Below are 17826 nucleotides of genomic sequence, written 5' to 3'. Positions count from 1 at the left end.
GAGAGGGGCGATCATGGCGCAGGCCGTCCGCTTCGAGGACGTCGTCGAAGCGAAGCGTCATCTGCTGGACGATCCGGTCAGGCACCGGCAGGCCGTCGAGCGGGCCAATGAACGGGCCGTCCGGCAGGGCCTGGTCGCACCGCCCCCGGCACGGCTCCTCACCGGGGACGTGGTGTCGCTGGCCGGGTACCAGACCGGGTTCCGGAACCAGGGCGCGCGGGGGACGTGCTACGCGTTCGCCGCCTGCGCCGGGATGGAGGCCGCGTACAAGCGGAAGTACGGCGTCGACCTCGACCTCTCCGAGCAGTTCGCCTTCCACCTCAACAAGGCGGGGGAGCTGTACTCCGACTACGAGACCTCCACCGTGGCACACGAGAACAACAGCTCCTACTGGGGATTCCAGGGCTGTTCCGACCTGGTCGACAAGCTCGCCCGGTCGGCCGTCCCCGCCGAGTCCGCGGCCCCGTACCTCGACGGCCCGGCCATGGACGCGCTGCACACCGGCACCCCGGCGAGCGGCAGCCTCGACTGGGGTTCGACACAGGAGCAGCTGGACGCCTTCGAGTTCGCCGAGGGCCACGTGCCCACCGCCGCGCGGCACGCCGCCCGCTACCGGGTGACCGGCTTCGCCGCACTGCCCGGCTCGCCGACGCCCGCGCAGGTCGAAGCGGTGATCGCCGGCGGCCACGAGGTGGTCGCCGACGTCCCGGGGCACTGCCTGCTGCTGATCGGCTTCGACCGCACCCGCCGGGTGTACACCGCCAAGAACTCCTGGGGCGAGGGCCGGTTCATCGAGCTGTCCTACGACTCGGCGGACTGGCGGATCCTCGGCGGCCGCTACATCACCGACGTCGCCGCCGTCGACGCCGCCCCGCAGACCGAGGCCTTCTGGACGGGCCGCTGGCAGATGGACCACGACGGCTGGCGGGGCGAACTCGTCCTGCGCCGCACCACCGACTACCGCCGGCCGCCCGGCGAGCCCACCAAGCTGGGCAGCTACTACCGGGACGGCCGGCGCTTCGACGTCAACGGCGCCACCGTCCAGGGCGGCCAGGGCCTGCACTTCTGGATCGCCGACACCACGGCCAGGGTCCGGCCGGGCGCACAGCGGGGCCAGGAGTTCCAGGCCTATGTGTTCTCCCGGGACCAGCGGAACGCGGCCGGCACCACCACCTTGAGCGGCATGCCCTTCGGGGTGAGCCTCTCCCGCTCCGCCCTGCCCGGCACGCCCACCCGCGGATTCACCGCGGCGGACTGGATCGGCCGATGGGCGACGAACCACGACGGCTGGCACGGCACCCTGGCCATCACCTCCGTCGCACCGTTCTCCGCGCGCTACGCGGCACCGGACGGCCGGGTGCTCGACGTGGCCGGCGGGCCGGACGCCGCCCTGCCGCACGTCCTGCGCATCGGCATCCCGTTCGACGCCGGCAGCCCCCAGCAGTTCCAACTGTTCGCCCACACCTGGGAGAAGGACGTCTTCTCCGGCCTCACCCAGTGGGGCCCGTGGAACTTCGGCGCTCAGGGGCACCGCCTCTGACACCCTGCCCGGCGTCCCCGCCCGGTCCGGGCCGGTTCGGGCCCGGCTCGGTGCCGGCCGGGTTCGCTCGGGTTCGCCGGGGTCCGGCCGGGTGACACGCGGTCGTGAGCGATCGGCGGTCGGGGGCAACGGGCCCCCGGCCGCGTACGGTCGTTCCGGACGGACCCGCCCGGCGGCCTGCGGCGGCATCCCACGGGCGCGGACCGGACGGCACCGGCGGGACGAGCGCAGGAGGTACCCATGACACCGCCCACCCCACCCGGCACGTCCGAGCCGGGCCCGGATTCCGAGCCGCCCGGCCCGGAATCCGAGCGGCCGGCCCCGACGACCGCCGGGGCCACCGCCGGGCAGGTGCTGCGCAACCCGCGGATCTGGATCATTCCGTCGGTGCTGGTCACCGCGGTCTCGCTGCTGCTGGCCCTGCTCTACATGGGCGGCATCCTCAACCCCCGGATCGACCTGCACCGGGTGCCGGTCGGGCTGGTCAGTGCCGACAAGGGCGCCACCGTCGACGGCAAGCAGCAGAACCTCGGCGCGAGCATCACCGCCGCCGTCGCCGCGGCACCCGACCCGGACGACCGGGTGAACTGGCAGGTCCTCACCCCCGCCGAGGCCCAGCAGAAGCTCGCCTCCAACCAGCTGTACGGCGCACTGAAGATCCCCGAGGACTTCACCGCCGCCGTCGCCGGCCTCGGCCAGCCGCCGGCCGGCTCGCCCGCCCGCCCGATCGCCGTGGTGCTGACCAACCCGGGCTCGGGCAGCCTCGCCTCCTCCTTCGCCAGCTCCATCGCCACCGATGCGGCCCACCGTGCCTCGCTCGACCTCGGCAAGCAGCTCACCGCCGTCGCCGCGCAGCGCGCCACCCAGCAGGGCACCCAGGTGTCCAACGCCTCCGCGCTGCTGCTGGCCGACCCGATCACCGTCGAGACCCGGGTCGGCCACCCGATCGGCCCGCACAGCGGACTCGGCCTCAGCGCCTTCTACTACACGTTGCTGCTGGTGCTCGCCGGCTTCCTCGGCGGCAACGCCATCGGCAACGGCGTGGACGTCGCGCTCGGCTACACCGACAACGAGCTCGGACCCTGGCACACCCGGCGCCGCACCGTCCCGATCACCCGCCGCCGCACCTGGGTGGTCAAATCGGTGATGAGCACCGTCATCTCGCTGTTCACCTCGGCGGTCATCATGCTGGCCACCGTCGGCATCCTCGGCATGGACGCCTCGCACCTGCCGCTGCTGTTCCTCTTCTCCTTCTGCGCCAGCGCCGCCGTCGGCCTCGGCGTGCAGGCGATCAACGCCACCTTCGGCGGGATCGGACAGCTCGTCAGCATGTTCGTGTTCATCGTGCTGGCACTGCCCTCCTCGGGAGCCACCATCCCGCTGCAGGCACTGCCCGACTTCTACCGGTTCCTGGCCAGGTTCGAGCCGATGCGGCAGCTCAGCGACGGCATCCGGGCGATCCTCTACTTCGACGCCCGGGCCGACGCCGGACTCGCCCGCGCCTGGATCATGATCGCGGTCGGAACGGTGCTCGCCCTGCTGCTCGGCTGGGTCATGACGTCGTACTACGACCGGAAGGGACTGCGCCGGCTGGTCGCCGTGGACTCCGCCTGACCGGCCCACGCCCCGCGCCGCCCGCCGCGGCGTCGCCGGTGTCTGCCGCTACTGGACGTTCCAGGCGGAGATGACCGGCTGCCCGTGCTCAATGGCCAGGAAACCGAGCGAGCCCGGGTGCGGGTGGCCGAGCAGGCGGGCGGCGGACGCGTCGATCCCGAGCCAGCGCACGGCGATCACCCGCGCCAGATGGCCGTGAGCGACCACGGCGACATCGCCCTGGTCCAGCAGCGGCCGGATCCGGTCCAGCACCGCGTCCGTGCGCGCGGCCACCTGCTGGAGCTGCTCGCCTGGATGGGCGGCCTCACCGGGAACGACGCCGTCCCGCCACAGGTCCCAGCCGGGCCGCGTCCCCTGGATCTGCTCGGCGGTCAGCCCCTCATAGCCGCCGTAGTCCCACTCCACCAGGTCCGGATCAGGCTTGACACCGGTCAGGCCCGCAAGCTCGGCCGTCCGCATCGCACGGCTCAGCGGGCTGCTGAACACGGCGGCCAGCCGACGCTGGGCCAGCCTCGGAGCGAGCGCCCTGGCTGCGGCCTCACCCGCATCGGTCAGTGCAACGTCGGTGCGTCCGGCGTGCCGGCCCGACAGGCTCCATTCGGTCTGACCATGCCGGACGACTATCAGTGCTCCCATGGCCGTGCACGATATCTGATGGACCGTCGACCCGTCTTCGGTCAGTTCATGAAGAGCGCGATCCGGGACGGACAGCGCCTGAGATCCAGTGGAGCGTCACGCTCCACCCGCCGCGGTCGATCCGCCCGGGCCCGACACTCCGGTTCAGGGCGTGCCGCGGGCGGCCGGCCGGCGGATGGCGGACGGCAGTTCCGGGCGGCTGGTGCGGGCCGGGAGCAGGGCCGTCCGGTCGCGCAGGCCGTGCAGTTCGTGGCGGACCAGGGCGGGGAGGGCGGCGGCGCCGTCCAGGTCGGGGGAGAGCAGGTCGGGGGAGAGCAGCGCCAGAGCCGCGTCCGGGTCGCCCGCGCAGAGCAGGCAGTCGGCGATGCGCACGGTGAACAGCAGCCGTGAGGACGGGAGTTGATCCGGTCAAGGCGGCCTGGGGCGCGGTCAGCGTGCCTGTGCAGAGAGGCGACCCGACCTGCACGCCGTCCGGCGCAACGACTTCTCGCTCGCGCTCTCCCCGGCCGCCGGCACCGTCGAGCCCGGCGGCTCGACCACCGCGACCGTCGCCACCGGCGTCACCTCGGGCAGTGCGCAGACCGTGGCCCTGACCGCCTCCGGCGCCCCGAACGGGGTCACCGTCGGCTTCAACCCGTCCTCGGTGCAGGCAGGCTCCTCGGCGGTGATGACCGTCGCCGCGGCCAACCGCCGCCGCCGGCACCTACTCGATCACCGTCACCGGTACCGGGACGGCCGCCCACGGCACCACGTACTCCCCGGTCGTCGGCAGCGGGCCTGGCACCGGGACATGCGCGGCCGGCACCGTCTACCGGGCCGGCGACACCGTCACCCGACGGCCCGCGGCACGGCCGCCCGCGGGCACCGCCCGGCACCGGCCCTCCGGCGGGACACCGGGCCGGGTGGCACCGCCCGCGCGGCGGCCAAGGGGGGAGGACGGCAGGGGCACCCGGGGGTGCGGGGCCCCTGCCGCCCGACGCGCACGACCGCCGCACTCGCGAAACACTGGCAGGTATGAGGGGCCATGTCTCGCCCTGGCGCATCCGCGCCCTCGAGGACGGCGACCTCGACCAGGTGGCCCACATCTGGGAGGAGTCGCGGGACACACCGGCCGACCCGGTGGTCGGTCTCGCCGAGGTGCTCGCCGCCGTGCGCGCGGGCGCCCCGGCAGTCGTCGCGGTCGTCCGTGGGCAGGCCGTCGGAGCGGCCTTCTCCTCGACCGCCGCCGAACGCGGCTGGGTGCTCCGGCTCACCATCGCCCGCTCCTGGCGCCACCACGGCCTGGGGTCCGCCCTGCTGGCAGCCCTGGAGGAACGCCTCGTGGCGCAGGGCGTGCGCCGCATCGGCGCCCTGCTGCCGCGCGGCGAGGTCGGCGAGCGGGCCTACACCAACTCCGGCTACACCGGCCGGCCCGACCTCAGCTACTTCGAGAAGGTCCTCGCCGCGGACTCCGCCGAGGCGACCATCCTCGACCAACTCGGCGGCGCCGTGCCCGACATCGGGCTCTGGGGCCACATCGCCGGCATGGAGGACGAGAAGAGCCTCATCGAACGGCGGCTCGTCCTCCCGCTCGAACACCAGCAGGCGGCCGAAGAGTACCGGCTGGTGCCACCGCGCGCCGTCGTCCTGTTCGGCCCGCCCGGCACCGGCAAGACCACCTTCGCCCGGGCGGTCGCCTCCCGACTGCGCTGGGCCTTCATCGAGGTCATCCCGTACCAGCTCGCCGCCGACCAGCACGGCGTGGCGGCCGGCCTGCGTGAACTGTTCTCCCGCGTCGACCATCTCGAAAACGTCGTGCTCTTCTTCGACGAGGCCGAGGAGATCGCCTCCGAACGGCGCGACCCGACCACCCTCGCGCACCGGGTGACCAACGAACTGCTCAAACTCATCCCGCAGTTCAGGAGACGGGACCGCCGCCTGCTGATCTGCGCCACCAACACCGTGCGCAGCCTCGACCCGGCCTTCCTGCGCCCCGGACGGTTCGACTACCTCATCCCCGTCGGCCCGCCCGACGCCGAGGCCCGGCGGGCGATCTGGACCCGCTACATCGGCCCCGACCGCGTCCCCGGCATCGACCTCGACGCCCTCGTCGAGGCCAGCGCCCGCTTCACCCCCGCCGACATCGAGTACGCCGCCCGTACGGCCGCGCAGACCGCCTTCGAACGCCACCTCGCCGCCGGCCCCCCGCACCCGGAGGAACCGGGGCAACGCACCGACGACTACCTGCGCGCCATCGCCCGCACCCGCCCCACCCTGAGCGAGGACGACATCCGCGCCTTCGACCACGACCTCCGCGACTCGGCCCGGACGTGACGGCGGGCACCGCCACCGACCCGGGAACGCCCCACGGGCGGCGACCGTTGGTCGACCGGAGAGGGGTGCGGGTGAGGACACGTCAGAAGGACCGCGACGTCCCCGGGCCACAGGCGCCGTGGGACGAGATCGTGCCCGGCCTGTGGATGGGCGGACACTACTGGACCGATCCCGCCGGGGAATTGCAGCTCGCCGTGGCCGGCGGCGAGTTCGACCTGGTGGTCAGCCTGTACGCCGCACCGGGCCACGGGCCGGCGCCGGGCGTGGAGCACCTGGTGGCCGAGATCCCCGATGCCCCGCTGGCCGCGGGGCAGATCAAGGACGTCCAGCGCCTCGCCCGTGCCGCTGCGCAGGCCGTGTCCGCCCGCCGCGCCGTCCTCGTCCGGTGCCACTCCGGCTACAACCGATCAGGCCTGGTGGTCGCGCAGGCCCTCGTCGAGCTCGGTGCGGAGCCCGCGGCGGCCGTCGGCCTCGTCCGGCGGCGGCGCTCCCCGTGGGCCCTGCACAACCACGTCTTCGAGGACTACCTCGCCGTCGGCCTGGACGTCGCCGCCCTGCTCACCGGTCTGGACGCCATGACCTGAGCGGGCCGGTGCCCGGATCAGACCGGGGCGTGCAGGGCCAGGGTCCAGGTGTGCACGGTGTGGTGGGTGTGATCCGAGGGGTCGCGTTCGGCGAGGGTGACCGTGAGACGGTCGCCGGTGAGGCTCAGGGCGCCGGTGAAGCGGTGCTGCCCGTCGGCCGGGACGGGGAGCAGCTCGGCCAGTACATCGTGCTCCAGGCGCCGGCCGACGGCGCGCAGTACTCCGGCGTCGAGCACCAGGACGGTGCCGTCCTCCAGGACGAGCGGGTGCGGCACGGTGGAGTCGGTGAGCCGCGGGCCGCGTTCCACGACGCCGCCGGGCAGCAGCCGCACGACGCGGCTCCCGGTCGGCTGCCGGCGGTCCGACTCCACGACCCGGATGCCGCTGCCGGTGACGAAGTGGCCGTAGCTGCGCCAGGCGTCGACCTCGGTACCGTCCCGGTCGTACTCCCAGGTGTCGAAGTGGCCGTAGCCCTCCAGGCCGAGGAAGAAGCGGCCGCCGCGCAGCACCGCGCCGCAGTCCCCGCGGAGTTCGGCGACCAGGGTGCCGTCCGCGAGGTCGAGCAGCAGGGCCGGGCCGAGGAAGCCCCACGGCGTGTACTGCAGCGAGTCCGTGGTGACCAGCACCCGGCCGCGGGAGATGTACGCCGCGTTGGGCCGGGCCTCGCAGCGGTGCACCCAGCGGGTTCGGCCGGTGTCGTCCACGCAGCGCACCTCGCCGGTCGCGCCGTGGATCCGCAGCGCGTCCCGCCGCGCGAGCTCACCCTCCGGCCGGCGCGGGCGGTACGGCGGCGTGCCGGGCGCCGACCGGTGCTCCAGCACCGTGGCGTGCCATCCGGTGGACCCCGGTGGTGTGTCGGGGCCGCTCTGCTCGGGTCTCGGCATGGCGCCGATGCTAGCAACTGCCGTGTGCCGCACAGCCCGACGGCGTCAGCCCAGCTCGGCCGCGAGCGCGGCCAGGGTCTCGCCGAGGGGGGCGGCCACGGTCGCCGCGGCGAACTCGTCTCCTCGGGTGGCGCCCTGGTTCACGATGGCGACCGGCTTCCCGGTGCGGGCCGCGTGGCGGACGAACCGCAGGCCGGACATGACCGTCAGCGACGAGCCGAGGACGAGCAGTGCCCGGGCGGCGTCGACCAGGTCGAAGCAGCGCTGGACGCGGTCCTTGGGGACGCTCTCGCCGAAGAAGACCACGTCCGGCTTGAGCACGCCGCTGCATACCGCGCACGGCGCGACGCGGAATCCGTGCACCAGGGCGTCGGGCAGTTCGACGTCGCCGTCCGGGTTGATGCGCGAGCCGGTGTCGCGGAAGCCGGGGTTGAGCCCGGTGAGCCGCCGGTCCAGCGCCAGGCGGCTGCTGGTGCGGCCGCAGTCCAGGCAGACCACCCGGTCCAGGGCGCCGTGCAGTTCGACGGCGTCCGCGGTGCCTGCCGCCCGGTGCAGCCCGTCCACGTTCTGCGTGATCACGCTCGTGACGTGGCCGGAGCGGCGCAGCGCCTCGACGGCGCGGTGGCCCGCGTTGGGCGCGGCCCCGGCGATCGTCCGCCAGCCGACGTGGCTGCGCGCCCAGTACCGGCGCCTGCCGTCCTCGCTCGCGGTGAACTCCTGGAAGGTCATCGGCGTGCGGGGCCGGGCGCGGCCGGTGGCGCCGCGGTAGTCGGGGATGCCGGACTCGGTCGACAGCCCCGCCCCGCTGAGCACGGCGACGCCGCCCCCGGCGAGCAGGCGGCCGACCTCGTGCAGTCCGGCGGCGGGCGGCTCCGCCGTGCCGGCCGCCGTCTCCTCGGGACCCGGATGCATGCGCATGTACCCGAGGATAGGCCGCGCGCCCGCGGATCGCGGCAGGCCGCCCGGCCGGTCCCGTCCCGGGCGGGGGTGCCGAGCCGGGAGCCGGTGGGCGGGTGCGCGATGTCGCCCCTGGAGGCGCCGTCGGCCGTCACATGGTGGGTGGCGGCGCGGGTGGTGTCGTTGGGTGTTTGGGAGCGCTCCCTGGAATCCTTCTAAGTCATGCCTGTTCACCAGCCGTGTTGGGAGCGCTCCCAAGATTCTGTCGTCGAACGTCTTCCCGGGCCCGCCCGGTTCTCCTACGGTCGAGGGAGGCCAGCCGGCAGCCGACCACCCCACCCACCACTCGGAGGACACCCATGACCCCGTTACTCCGCCGCCTGCGCTCGGCGGTCACCGCCCTCGCACTGCTGGCAGCCGCCGCCGCCCTGCCCGTGGTTGCCGCGCCGCCCGCCGGGGCCGCGACCCAGCTCTGCGACACCTTCGGTTCCGTCCGGATCGCCGGCGGCCGCTACATCGTCCAGAACAACAACTGGGGCGACAGCACCCAGCAGTGCCTGTCCGTCACCGACACGGGCTTCAGCATCTCCTCGGAGAGCCACAACAGGCCGACCAACGGGGCCCCGGCCTCCTACCCGTCGGTCTACGCCGGCTGCCACTACACCAACTGCACCACCGGCAGCGGACTGCCGCTCCAGGTCAGCGCCTTCGGCAACCCGCAGACCTCGGTCGCCTACCGCACCATCGGCAGCGGCGAGTGGGACGCCGCGTACGACATCTGGTTCGACTCCTCGCCCAACCCGTCCGGCCAGAACAACGGTGCCGAGCTGATGATCTGGGGCAACCACCGCGGCGCCCCGCAGCCCGCCGGCCAGAAGATCGGCACCGCCGACCTGGCCGGCGCGACCTGGGACGTGTGGGAGGGCCGGCTGACCAACGGCGGCATCGGCTGGAACGTCGTCTCCTACGTCCGGCAGCAGGGCACCGGCTCGCTGACGGTCGACATCAAGGACTTCACCTCGGACTCGGCCAACCGCGGCTACCTCGACCGGGCCTGGTACATGACGAGCGTCCAGTTCGGCTTCGAGCCGTGGATCGGCGGCACCGGGCTCGCCGTGGACTCCTTCTCCTTCACCGCCAACGGCACCGGCGGCGGGGGTGGCGGCGGCACCGGCAGCACCCTCGTCGGCCGGGGCAGCGGCCGCTGCCTCGACGTCCAGGCCGCGGGAACGGCCGACGGCACTGCCGTCCAGCTGTACGACTGCAACGGCACCGGCGCCCAGGTCTGGCAGCGGGTCGGCAACACCTTCGTGAACCCGAACTCCGGCAAGTGCCTGGACGTGGCCGGGCAGGGCACCGCCAACGGCACCCAGGTCCGGCTCTGGAGCTGCCTCGGCAGCGGCGCCCAGCAGTGGCAGGTCAACGCCAACGGCACCGTCGTCAACCCGAACTCCGGCAAGTGCCTCGACGCGGTCGGGCAGGGCACCGCCAACGGCACCCGGATCCAGATCTGGGACTGCTACGCCGGCGGCACCCAGCCCAACCAGGTGTGGTCGCTGCGCTGACCGGCCCGCCGCCGAGGCCCCGGATCGCCCCGGTCCGGGGCCTCGGCGCGTCGACGTCGCGGTCCGTCCGTCCCCGCCGGACGCGCAAGGCATCCGGTCCAAGCTGAAACGCCTGGTCGCCCGCGGCATCCTCACCGAACCCGAAGCCGGCCTGTTCGCCCGGCCCCGCCCCTGACCATCAGTCCCCCCGCCGACCAGGGCCCCTCACTCAACCCCAACCCCGAAGCGGGCATCAACTCATCAACCGCACTCCCAAAGCCAAGGGTCGCCATACCCGCGGCAGACGCCACCGCCGCCTGTCACGGCACGCCGGAGTCCCCCACTAGAACCGGGGTGGTTCGAGTCGCAGCCCGACACGGGTGCATGATCACTCGATCGGCACTTGCTGTCAGCCGACGCTCGGGGACGCAGGTTCCCACGGCTGGACCCATGGGTCAGGCCACGCCTCGGCTGCGGCGAGCAGCGGGTCGAAGGTTGCGCCGTCAATGCCCTCGCGGATGACGTCGGCGTGACCGCCGTGCCGCGCCGTCTCCTCGATCAGGTGCAGCAGGACCCAGCGGACCGACCATTCCTTGACCTCTGCGGGAATCCACGGAGCCCCCTGCGGCACCGGAACGGCCTGCCCGAGGTCCGGAACACCGGCGATCGCCTCGTCCGTCCGCTCGGCCGCCTCGGCATACGCGGCCAGGACCGCGGCCAGGGTCTTGTCCGGGGCGAGTCGGAACTCGTCCTCGTCCGACTCGTCCGCTTTTCGCTGCGTCCCGCGCTGCTGCTGAAGGATGAGGTCGGTCCAGTAGCCCTCACACCGTGCGGCGTGCTTGATCAGACCGCCAATGCTCAGCTCGCTGGGGGAGGCCGCCATGCGGGCCTGTTCCTCGGTCAGACCGTAGGCGGTGACCCGCAGCGCGCGCCGCTGGTGGGCCAGGTAGGCGGTCAGCGCCGTGCGCTCATCGGCGACGGGCGGGACGACTCTCGGCATGGCGGGGACCCTCTCGCAGTGCAAGTCTTTGCAGCAAGTTTCAGGCGGACTCTACTGCCGTTCCCCACCCGACGTACATCGGGTCGATCGACCCGATCCTCGACCTCTGGCGCGGGCTCTGCCGGCCACGGCGTCGGCCCGCCGGTGTGCTCAGCGATCAACCGCATCGCTGGGGAAGCGTCCCGAGCCGGGCGAACTGCAGCAACGGCCAACCGCGTTGCTTCCCGTCGGTCCCGCAGCCTTCGGCTGTCCCGGAACGCCCAGTCGTCCTTCTGAACTGATCAGTTACTGAATCTGTAGCAGGTCTCGACCCACCCGGCTTCGACGGCGCAGGCCAGGCGTTCGAGGGGCGCCGAAAACGAGGGCATCACCTCCGGTGGCAGACATATGATCGGGCCGGTCGTCGGGGCGGAAGCCGAGCCGGGCTGTCGGATTCAATGCGAAGGCACTGCCGCTCGCGCCTGACGTTACGTCCGAGTCGAGGAGGAGACAGTTGGCTCTGCGGAAGAAAGGCACCCGCCTGATCACGGTCGATGGCATGGCGTACCGGTGGCGTGTGTCCGGCGGGGCCGGTTGCTGCACAGGGTGCGCGTCGGGGCGGTTCGAGTTCGTGGTCGAGCAGGCCGATCAGCAGGGCGCGGTGTTGATGGCGGCGACATCGGCCTTTCCCGTGGTTCCCTCCATCGTCGGGGCGGGAGTTCGCGCCGCGCTCGATCACGGGTGGCAGCCGGCGCAAAGGGGTTCGGCTTTCCGACTGACCGGGCTGGTGTAGACCATATCCCGGCCGCCCGGAGGTCCGCGATCGGCGGGCACGCGTGGCGTCAGCGATCCGGCAACCCGACCGGGGGCCGGGGTTGGGGCCATGGCCAAGGTCAGCGGGCTCTCGTTGGCTATGGGTTGAAGTCGCGGCGTCGGTGGCCGGGGCGTGGGCGGTGATCAGCCCAGGTCTCGGCCAGACAGCCGTCGATGAGGTGGGGCCGGTACTGGATCTTCCGTAAGCCTCGCCTGGCCGTCCGCACTAGGTGGTCGGGGTCGGCGAAGGCGACGTTGGACAGGAACCCTCGTCGCAGCAGTGACCAGAGGCCCTCGACCGGGTTGAGGTCAGGAGCGTACGGGGGCAGCTGGTAGACGGTCAGCCACTCCCGGGCCGCGATGAACAGTTGTCCCAGATCAGGACGATCGGGCCGCCGAGCTGGGCATGCGCCGCCACGATCAGGTCGCGCTAGTCGCTCCAGGCGAAGCTCTCGCGGCCCTTGGCCTCAGTCGTGGGCGCTCGTGCGGTTCGTGCCGGACCTGCCGGTCCGCGGTGCCAGTAGCGCGCTCAACGTGGTGCCCCTCATCCAGGACTCAAGCCGGTCGACGTCGATCAGGGTCAAGCCGCGGCGAGCGGCGGTCCTGCGTGCGTGCTTGTTGAGCGGCCCGAGGACGACAAGGATGGTCACCTCGGCACCGAGCTGTGCGCGAGCGGCGTCGTCGAACGTCCGCAGGCTGTGGGCGTCTACAGGGCGGTCGCCGCACTCTCGGTTGCGCTTCAAGGCAGCCTTCCGGCCGTCCGGCAGATAGCCGGTTATCTGGCCGCCCAGCGTGTCGCCCCTGACCCGCTGCACGTCGGTGCAGCCATCGCGGCGGCACAGGTCGGCTATGTACTCCTCGAACTCGGGGGCGGTCATCTCGAACACCGGCTCCGGTAGACGCTTGTACCGCTCGAGCCGCTTGATGCGCGCCTGTATGCGGACCGTGAGGTGAGGGTCCTCTTCACTCTCACCGGAAGCGAGGTAGCGGAACACGGCCACGATCAAGCCGAGGCCCAGCGCCAGCGACACCAACGTTTCCATGCGCAATCCTCCCTTTGTCGCCCCTGTCCTTCCCGCACCCCGGAATCACGCCCGGCTTGCACCATTCCGTGCAGATTGACATCCACCGGCACTCCGGGGGGCCGGGCAGTCGGAGCGAGATCGTCAGCGGTCTCCTCAGGCGGACACAGGGAAGTCCTTGCGCTTGATCTTGGCGCGGCGACCGTCCGGGTGGTGGAAGACGATGCCCTCGGCCAGGGTGCCGGGGGCGAAACCGCTCTCCAGTTCGGCGAGGAAGTCGCGAAGGCCGGCGTAGTCGCGCGGTACGTCCTGGTAGACCGGCACCTCCAGGTTGAACGGCACGCACCGATGGTCGTCCAGCCCCAGGGGGTTGCCCTGGATGCGGGGGCCGAGCGCTTCGCAGGAGTGTTCGCCGTCCGGCCACGACGTGACGTCAGTATTGCGGGCGGCGGCGAGGACCCACTTGTCCTCCGCGGCACCCTCGGCGGTGTCGACGTACCAGCCGTCCTTGATCCCCTGCATCTTCTGCAGCTTGCTCGGGTTGCGCCGCTTCTCCACCCGTACCAGCTGGCCGGCCCGGACGGTGAGGCGGATGTTGGTTCCGTCGAGCTTCTCCGTCGGGGCCCCCTCGCCGTCGAACACCCATGCACACTCCACCCGCGGCCGGTCGACGACCCGAAAGTCGCCGTCGCGCTCGAACAGCGTGGGGATCTTCTCCATGACCTGCATGCCCTTTCTGACGTGTCCGATGAGTTCCTCGTGAGTGATGGCACCAGCCGCCAGGCCGCCCGCCAGCGCGCGGACCAGGTCCGCGACCGAGACCTCAGCCTCGACGGCAACCCGCTTCAGCGCCTTCTTCTCCTCTGGCGAGATCCAGGCGACCAGTCGGGACCAGCCTTCGGGCGGTGTCCATCGCGCGAGCTGCTCCGGATTCTTCCGGGGCCGACCGCGTCCTCTGCGTTCCTCCATGTACAGGACCCTAGGCCGGCATTTAATGATGTGTCAATTGGCATAACAGAAAATGCCCGGCTGGGCCTTCGGGCGGCCTGGCGCGCCTGCCGGGCCGGACGGAACGACGCGACAGCCACCGCGAGGCCTTCGTCTGCATGGAGGTGGACCCGGCCGACGGCGAGGAGGTCAAGCTGATGCGCCTGCCCTGCGGCGCCCCGACGACCTCCGCGCCCTGCTCCAGGCCCTGGGCGGGCAGGGTCGACGACGTCGTAGACGGCGGCGAGGAACTCGACGTACCTGCTGTGCTGTTGCGGTCGGACGGCCATGTGGCGCGGGGCGGGGGCGATCGGCAGGAGCTGCTCGGCCGGCGGTCCCGATGGGTTGGCGCCGCCGCCTGAACCCGCAGGTGAGGGAGACGGACTGCGCGCGTACGCTGCGCTGAGGATGACGGACCTTCAGGTCGTGGGGCGCTCGCAGCCCGGCCCGCACTGGGTCGGTCCCGTGTCGCAGGGCGGCTGGCGGCGGGACGGGTGCGGGGCGGGCGTGGGGGCCTCGGTGGCGAACCGCTGCTCGGGGTCGATGAGTTGGTTGCCGAAGACGCGGTCGAGCAGCCGGATCCGGTGGCGGACGGTCTGCGGGTGGACGCCGAGCCTGGACGGGGCCTGGGCCCGCCTGCTGCTCTTCGTCGACCGGCGCAACACCTGGACGGCGGAGGGGAGTCCGGCCGGGGCGAGGTGTGCGACGGCCATTGATGGATCGAGTCCATGGCCACCTTCGGCCGCTGACCGGGCCCGTCTACATACTCTCGGGTCGCCGCCGGGAGTTCGCCGCTGGGAGTCCGCTGCCGGGAGTTCGCCGCCGGGAGTTCGACGGCGGGAGTTCGACGGCGGGAGTTCGATTGCGGAAGCTCGCGGCCGGAGTTCGTCGCCGCCTCAAGCCTGGGTCGGTCACCCGGAACGCGCGCTGCAGGTCGGCTGGGCGTGGTGCCGCCGGGTCATGCCGTCCCGGAGGCCTCGCGGGCGGCCTGCTCCACACGGTCGTGGTGGACCTTCCACCAGGCGGGGTCGGCGTCCGGCAGGTTGTCGTCCGTCTCGCGCAACCCGATGGAGCCGTCGGCGAGTTCGCGGACGATGTCGGCATGTCCGACGTGGCGGTCGGTCTCGGCGACGGCGTGCACCAGGATGCGGTGCAGCGTCACCTCGGCGCGGTGGCCCCAGCCGACCCGGCCGACCGCGTCGAGCGGCAGCGAGTTGATCGTCTCGTCGGAGTGCGCCCACACCCGGCGGTACAGCCCGAGGATCTCCTCGCGGGACTCCTCGGCGGTGGCCCACAGGTCCGCGTTCGGCTCGGCCCGGCCGGCGATCCACAGCGGGGCCGCCTCGAAGGGGCGCCCGAAGGTCTCGCCGAAGTACACCGCCTCGGCGGCGGTCGCATGCTTCACCAGCCCGAGCAGATTGGTGCCGGAGGGCGTCAGCGGGCGCCGGACGTCGTACTCCGAGAGCCCTTCGAGCTTCCACAGGAGTGCGTCGCGCGCATCCTGGAGGTAGAGGTGCAGGTCGGCCTTGGGATCGAAAGCAGTCATGGCGACCAGTCTGCTCACCGCGCCGCCCCCGTCCACGGATTTTCCGCCGTGGACGCATCGCCAGGGCGGGACACGGGTCGCGGCCCCCGGCGGCGGGCCGGGCTCCAAACTATTTCACTGGTGTAATACCTGTTAAACTGTTTGAGTGGGTTCTACAACTGTCACTCCCCGGCTCCGTCTCCGCAGCCTCCCCGTGCGGGACGCACTGCGCCTCGGCCGGCCCTCCGACCGGTGGTTCAAACCGGCCCTGAGCGTCGCCGCGGCCTCCGTGCTGCCCAACCTCGCGCTGTACGCGGCCGGCCGACTCGACCTGGCCGGCTACACCATGGCCGGGTCGCTGTGCGCGCTCTACGGCCACGACATGCCGTACGCGCGCCGCGCCGCCACCCTCGCCCGGGTGGTCCTCGGCATGCTCGCCGGAGTCGCCGTCGCCCTGGTGACCGCCTCGCTCACCCACTCCGCCGTCGTGCTGATCGCCGTCGGAGCCGTGCTCGCCGCCGTCCAGAAGGCGGTGACCGACGCCGCCAGGATCGGACCGCCCGGCAACGTGATCTTCACCTTCGTCGCCGCCGGCGCGCTCTTCGCCCCGCAGCGGCTCGGCCAGGTCCCCGGCCACCTCGCCCTCGGCCTCGCCGCCGGCGCCTTCGCCTGGCTGGTCGCCATGGCACCCGCGGTGCTCCGCGCCGACGGCCCGGAGCGCCGCGCCGCCGCCCGCGCCCTCACCGCCGTCGCCGCCCACACGGCGGCACCGGGACCGCGGACCCGCCACACCGCCACCACCGCCCTCCGGGCCGCCTGGCACTCCCTCCGCGACTCCGGCGCCCCCACCCCGAACCGCCACGCCCTGCACCGGCTGCTCCGCCGGGCCGAGGCCGCACTCGCCGGCCACGGCCCCGACGAGGAGCAGCTCCGCAGCTGGGCCGCCGCCACCCGCGCCCGTGGCCCCGTCCCCACATCAGGCGCCCCCGACCTCCCAGGCCGGGCCGAGGCGGCGCTCCCGGCCGGCCCGGCGCGGCACCGCCTGCTGCGCAGCCTGGCCCCCGGAGCGGCCCACACCCCCGCCGCGCTGCGCACCCTCCTCGGCTGCGCCCTGGCCGGCTACGCCACCCTCGCTCTCGGCGTCGACCGCCCCTACTGGGCGATCGTCACCGCCGCCTCCATTTACCAGGTCAACACCGTGCTGACGTGGCACCGGACACTGCAGCGCACCGTCGGCAACCTCCTCGGCGTGGCCGTGTTCGCCGCCGCCGTACCGCTCATCCGGACCGGACCGCTCGCGCTCGTCCTGTGCCTGCTCGTCCTCAACTTCGCCGCCGAGGCCCTGGTCTCCCGCAACTACTGGCTCGGCTCGGTCGCCGTCACCCCGATGGCACTGCTGCTCGTCGAGTTCACCGGCGACCACCCCGCCGGGCGGCTCATCGGCGACCGCGTCCTCGACACCCTGATCGGCGCCGCCGTCGGCTTCGCCGCCGCCCTCGCCGTCACCAACCACCGCACCGCCGACCGGGTCCGGCACGCCCTCGACGCCGCCGGCCACGCCCGCGCGCACGCCGAACAGACCCTCGCCGACCCGGCGGCCGAACCCGCCGACCTGGACCGTGCCGCTCGACGGCTCGCCCACTCGCTCCACGAACTGCACGAGGCCGAGACCACCGCCGCCGGCGAATGGCGCCGCCGCGCCCTGCCCGAGCAGGCACTGCGCGCCGCCGAGGAAGCCGGACACCGTACGCTCGCGGGGACAGCCAAGCGGCGGGGCTTGCACACCCCCGCCCCGGAGAGCGGAGCGATGTGAACGACGACGTCGTCGCCTCGGTGAGACGGCAGTGGAAAGCCGTCCACCCGGAACTCGACACCGAACCGATGGAGCTCGTCGGCCGGATCAACCGCTGCGCCGCCCTGCTCCAGCAGGCCGAGGACGCGCCGCTGCGCGCCGCCGGCCTCACCCGCGGCGAGTTCGACCTGCTCGGCGCCGTCCGCCGCACCGGCCGCGAACTCACCCCGGGCGAACTCGCCCGCGAGACCTTCTCCTCCGGCGCCGCCGTCACCAAGCGCCTGCGCGCCCTCCAGGGCCGAGGCCTGATCGCCCGCCGGACCGACGGCCGCGACCGGCGGATCGGCTACATCGGGCTCACCGACGAGGGCCGCACACTCGTCGACCGCCTGATGCCGACACAACTCGCCTACGAGCGGACCCTGCTCGCCGGCCTGGACGACGGCACCCGCCAGGTCCTCGGCTCCGGCCTCGCCGAGCTGCTCCTCCAACTCGAAGGCCGCCTGGGCGGGTTGCGCGGCTGACAGCACCGCACACCCGGAGCCCGCAGCCGCTGCACCCCCGGCCCGGACCGGCGCACACCGGCGCCCCGCGGCGGCCGCAGTGCACCCGGAGCCCGCCGGAACACCCCCCGCTGTCGGTGTACTCGGCCATGCTGGACGGCAGCAGCACGCGGGACGACACACCGGGGGGACA

The 17826-nt window shown here is 73.0% G+C and carries 16 protein-coding genes and 3 pseudogenes; 9 read left to right on the top strand and 10 right to left on the bottom strand.

The annotated features are described in order from the left end of the window. Nucleotides 1-13 precede the first annotated feature (13 nt). Both AB0P35_RS21750 and AB0P35_RS21745 read left to right on the top strand, forming a co-directional pair. Nucleotides 14-1540, top strand: a complete 1527-nt coding sequence (locus AB0P35_RS21750) for a hypothetical protein (protein ID WP_363512900.1) — start codon at nucleotides 14-16, stop codon at nucleotides 1538-1540. Between the two features lie 240 nt (nucleotides 1541-1780). Next, a complete protein-coding gene (locus AB0P35_RS21745; RefSeq protein ID WP_363512897.1) occupies nucleotides 1781-3154 on the top strand; it encodes a DUF3533 domain-containing protein in 1374 nt (457 codons plus the stop codon). Nucleotides 3155-3202: 48 nt separating this feature from the next. Here the strand turns inward: AB0P35_RS21745 and AB0P35_RS21740 are convergent, their stop codons facing one another. Together AB0P35_RS21740 and AB0P35_RS21735 are read right to left on the bottom strand one after the other, a co-directional pair. Beyond that, nucleotides 3203-3790 carry a histidine phosphatase family protein gene (locus tag AB0P35_RS21740; protein WP_363512894.1) on the bottom strand — a complete coding sequence of 196 codons (588 nt, stop codon included), beginning with the start codon at nucleotides 3788-3790 and terminating at the stop codon, nucleotides 3203-3205. A gap of 144 nt (nucleotides 3791-3934) precedes the next feature. Continuing rightward, nucleotides 3935-4162 (bottom strand): hypothetical protein, encoded by a 228-nt coding sequence (locus AB0P35_RS21735; protein ID WP_363512891.1) that lies wholly within the window; start codon nucleotides 4160-4162, stop codon nucleotides 3935-3937. Nucleotides 4163-4804: 642 nt separating this feature from the next. On the opposite strand from AB0P35_RS21735, the gene AB0P35_RS21730 reads away from it, so the two are divergent. Both AB0P35_RS21730 and AB0P35_RS21725 read left to right on the top strand, forming a co-directional pair. Beyond that, nucleotides 4805-6103 (top strand): bifunctional GNAT family N-acetyltransferase/ATP-binding protein, encoded by a 1299-nt coding sequence (locus tag AB0P35_RS21730; RefSeq protein ID WP_363512888.1) that lies wholly within the window; start codon nucleotides 4805-4807, stop codon nucleotides 6101-6103. A gap of 71 nt (nucleotides 6104-6174) precedes the next feature. Then, nucleotides 6175-6687 (top strand): protein phosphatase, encoded by a 513-nt coding sequence (locus tag AB0P35_RS21725; protein WP_363512885.1) that lies wholly within the window; start codon nucleotides 6175-6177, stop codon nucleotides 6685-6687. A 17-nt stretch (nucleotides 6688-6704) separates the two neighbouring features. On the opposite strand, the gene AB0P35_RS21720 is transcribed toward AB0P35_RS21725, so the two are convergent. Both AB0P35_RS21720 and AB0P35_RS21715 read right to left on the bottom strand, forming a co-directional pair. Further along, nucleotides 6705-7571 (bottom strand): hypothetical protein, encoded by an 867-nt coding sequence (locus tag AB0P35_RS21720; RefSeq protein ID WP_363512882.1) that lies wholly within the window; start codon nucleotides 7569-7571, stop codon nucleotides 6705-6707. Between the two features lie 45 nt (nucleotides 7572-7616). Continuing rightward, entirely contained in the window at nucleotides 7617-8489 is an 873-nt protein-coding gene (locus AB0P35_RS21715; protein ID WP_363512879.1) for an NAD-dependent protein deacetylase, read from the bottom strand. A gap of 338 nt (nucleotides 8490-8827) precedes the next feature. Here AB0P35_RS21715 and AB0P35_RS21710 point away from each other — a divergent pair, with 338 nt between their 5' ends. After that, nucleotides 8828-10033 (top strand): RICIN domain-containing protein, encoded by a 1206-nt coding sequence (locus AB0P35_RS21710; protein WP_363512876.1) that lies wholly within the window; start codon nucleotides 8828-8830, stop codon nucleotides 10031-10033. Nucleotides 10034-10421: 388 nt separating this feature from the next. Here AB0P35_RS21710 and AB0P35_RS21705 read toward each other — a convergent pair whose 3' ends face one another. Further along, nucleotides 10422-11012: a DinB family protein gene (locus AB0P35_RS21705; RefSeq protein ID WP_363512873.1), complete on the bottom strand. Its 591-nt coding sequence runs from the start codon at nucleotides 11010-11012 to the stop codon at nucleotides 10422-10424. A 493-nt stretch (nucleotides 11013-11505) separates the two neighbouring features. Here AB0P35_RS21705 and AB0P35_RS21700 point away from each other — a divergent pair, with 493 nt between their 5' ends. Continuing rightward, nucleotides 11506-11784, top strand: a complete 279-nt coding sequence (locus AB0P35_RS21700; RefSeq protein WP_363512870.1) for a hypothetical protein — start codon at nucleotides 11506-11508, stop codon at nucleotides 11782-11784. A gap of 118 nt (nucleotides 11785-11902) precedes the next feature. On the opposite strand, the pseudogene AB0P35_RS21695 reads toward AB0P35_RS21700, so the two are convergent. The 3 genes and pseudogenes from AB0P35_RS21695 to AB0P35_RS21685 form a co-directional block, all read right to left on the bottom strand. Next, nucleotides 11903-12264, bottom strand: a pseudogene (locus tag AB0P35_RS21695) (transposase); the annotation flags it as partial. A 7-nt stretch (nucleotides 12265-12271) separates the two neighbouring features. Continuing rightward, complete coding sequence (locus AB0P35_RS21690) at nucleotides 12272-12847, bottom strand: restriction endonuclease (RefSeq protein ID WP_363512867.1); 576 nt, start codon at nucleotides 12845-12847, stop codon at nucleotides 12272-12274. A gap of 135 nt (nucleotides 12848-12982) precedes the next feature. Next, nucleotides 12983-13795 carry a hypothetical protein gene (locus AB0P35_RS21685; protein WP_363512864.1) on the bottom strand — a complete coding sequence of 271 codons (813 nt, stop codon included), beginning with the start codon at nucleotides 13793-13795 and terminating at the stop codon, nucleotides 12983-12985. Between the two features lie 227 nt (nucleotides 13796-14022). Here AB0P35_RS21685 and AB0P35_RS21680 point away from each other — a divergent pair. Further along, nucleotides 14023-14175, top strand: a pseudogene (locus tag AB0P35_RS21680) (FAD-dependent oxidoreductase); the annotation flags it as partial. 57 nt (nucleotides 14176-14232) lie between these two features. Here AB0P35_RS21680 and AB0P35_RS21675 read toward each other — a convergent pair. Continuing rightward, nucleotides 14233-14463 (bottom strand): annotated as a pseudogene (locus tag AB0P35_RS21675) (helix-turn-helix domain-containing protein); the annotation flags it as partial. Between the two features lie 308 nt (nucleotides 14464-14771). Then, nucleotides 14772-15359, bottom strand: a complete 588-nt coding sequence (locus tag AB0P35_RS21670) for a DinB family protein (RefSeq protein ID WP_363512861.1) — start codon at nucleotides 15357-15359, stop codon at nucleotides 14772-14774. 145 nt (nucleotides 15360-15504) lie between these two features. On the opposite strand from AB0P35_RS21670, the gene AB0P35_RS21665 reads away from it, so the two are divergent. Together AB0P35_RS21665 and AB0P35_RS21660 are read left to right on the top strand one after the other, a co-directional pair. Next, a complete protein-coding gene (locus tag AB0P35_RS21665) occupies nucleotides 15505-17151 on the top strand; it encodes an FUSC family protein (RefSeq protein WP_363512858.1) in 1647 nt (548 codons plus the stop codon). After that, complete coding sequence (locus tag AB0P35_RS21660; protein ID WP_363512855.1) at nucleotides 17148-17654, top strand: MarR family transcriptional regulator; 507 nt, start codon at nucleotides 17148-17150, stop codon at nucleotides 17652-17654. Before AB0P35_RS21665 ends, AB0P35_RS21660 begins: the two co-directional genes overlap by 4 nt. Nucleotides 17655-17826: the final 172 nt, after the last annotated feature.

Origin of the sequence: Kitasatospora sp. NPDC085879, assembly GCF_040686255.1 — a bacterium.
GTDB lineage: Bacteria > Actinomycetota > Actinomycetes > Streptomycetales > Streptomycetaceae > Kitasatospora.
This window is presented reverse-complemented; position numbering and strand designations above follow the sequence as displayed.

Coding starts and splice junctions, on each gene's coding strand:
- AB0P35_RS21720 (WP_363512882.1), bottom strand. CDS start 7,571: ATGCCGAGACCCGAGCAGAGCGGCCCCGACACACCACCGGGGTCCACC.
- AB0P35_RS21750 (WP_363512900.1), top strand. CDS start 14: ATGGCGCAGGCCGTCCGCTTCGAGGACGTCGTCGAAGCGAAGCGTCAT.
- AB0P35_RS21745 (WP_363512897.1), top strand. CDS start 1,781: ATGACACCGCCCACCCCACCCGGCACGTCCGAGCCGGGCCCGGATTCC.
- AB0P35_RS21715 (WP_363512879.1), bottom strand. CDS start 8,489: ATGCGCATGCATCCGGGTCCCGAGGAGACGGCGGCCGGCACGGCGGAG.
- AB0P35_RS21670 (WP_363512861.1), bottom strand. CDS start 15,359: ATGACTGCTTTCGATCCCAAGGCCGACCTGCACCTCTACCTCCAGGAT.
- AB0P35_RS21685 (WP_363512864.1), bottom strand. CDS start 13,795: ATGGAGGAACGCAGAGGACGCGGTCGGCCCCGGAAGAATCCGGAGCAG.
- AB0P35_RS21690 (WP_363512867.1), bottom strand. CDS start 12,847: ATGGAAACGTTGGTGTCGCTGGCGCTGGGCCTCGGCTTGATCGTGGCC.
- AB0P35_RS21705 (WP_363512873.1), bottom strand. CDS start 11,012: ATGCCGAGAGTCGTCCCGCCCGTCGCCGATGAGCGCACGGCGCTGACC.
- AB0P35_RS21730 (WP_363512888.1), top strand. CDS start 4,805: ATGAGGGGCCATGTCTCGCCCTGGCGCATCCGCGCCCTCGAGGACGGC.
- AB0P35_RS21740 (WP_363512894.1), bottom strand. CDS start 3,790: ATGGGAGCACTGATAGTCGTCCGGCATGGTCAGACCGAATGGAGCCTG.
- AB0P35_RS21710 (WP_363512876.1), top strand. CDS start 8,828: ATGACCCCGTTACTCCGCCGCCTGCGCTCGGCGGTCACCGCCCTCGCA.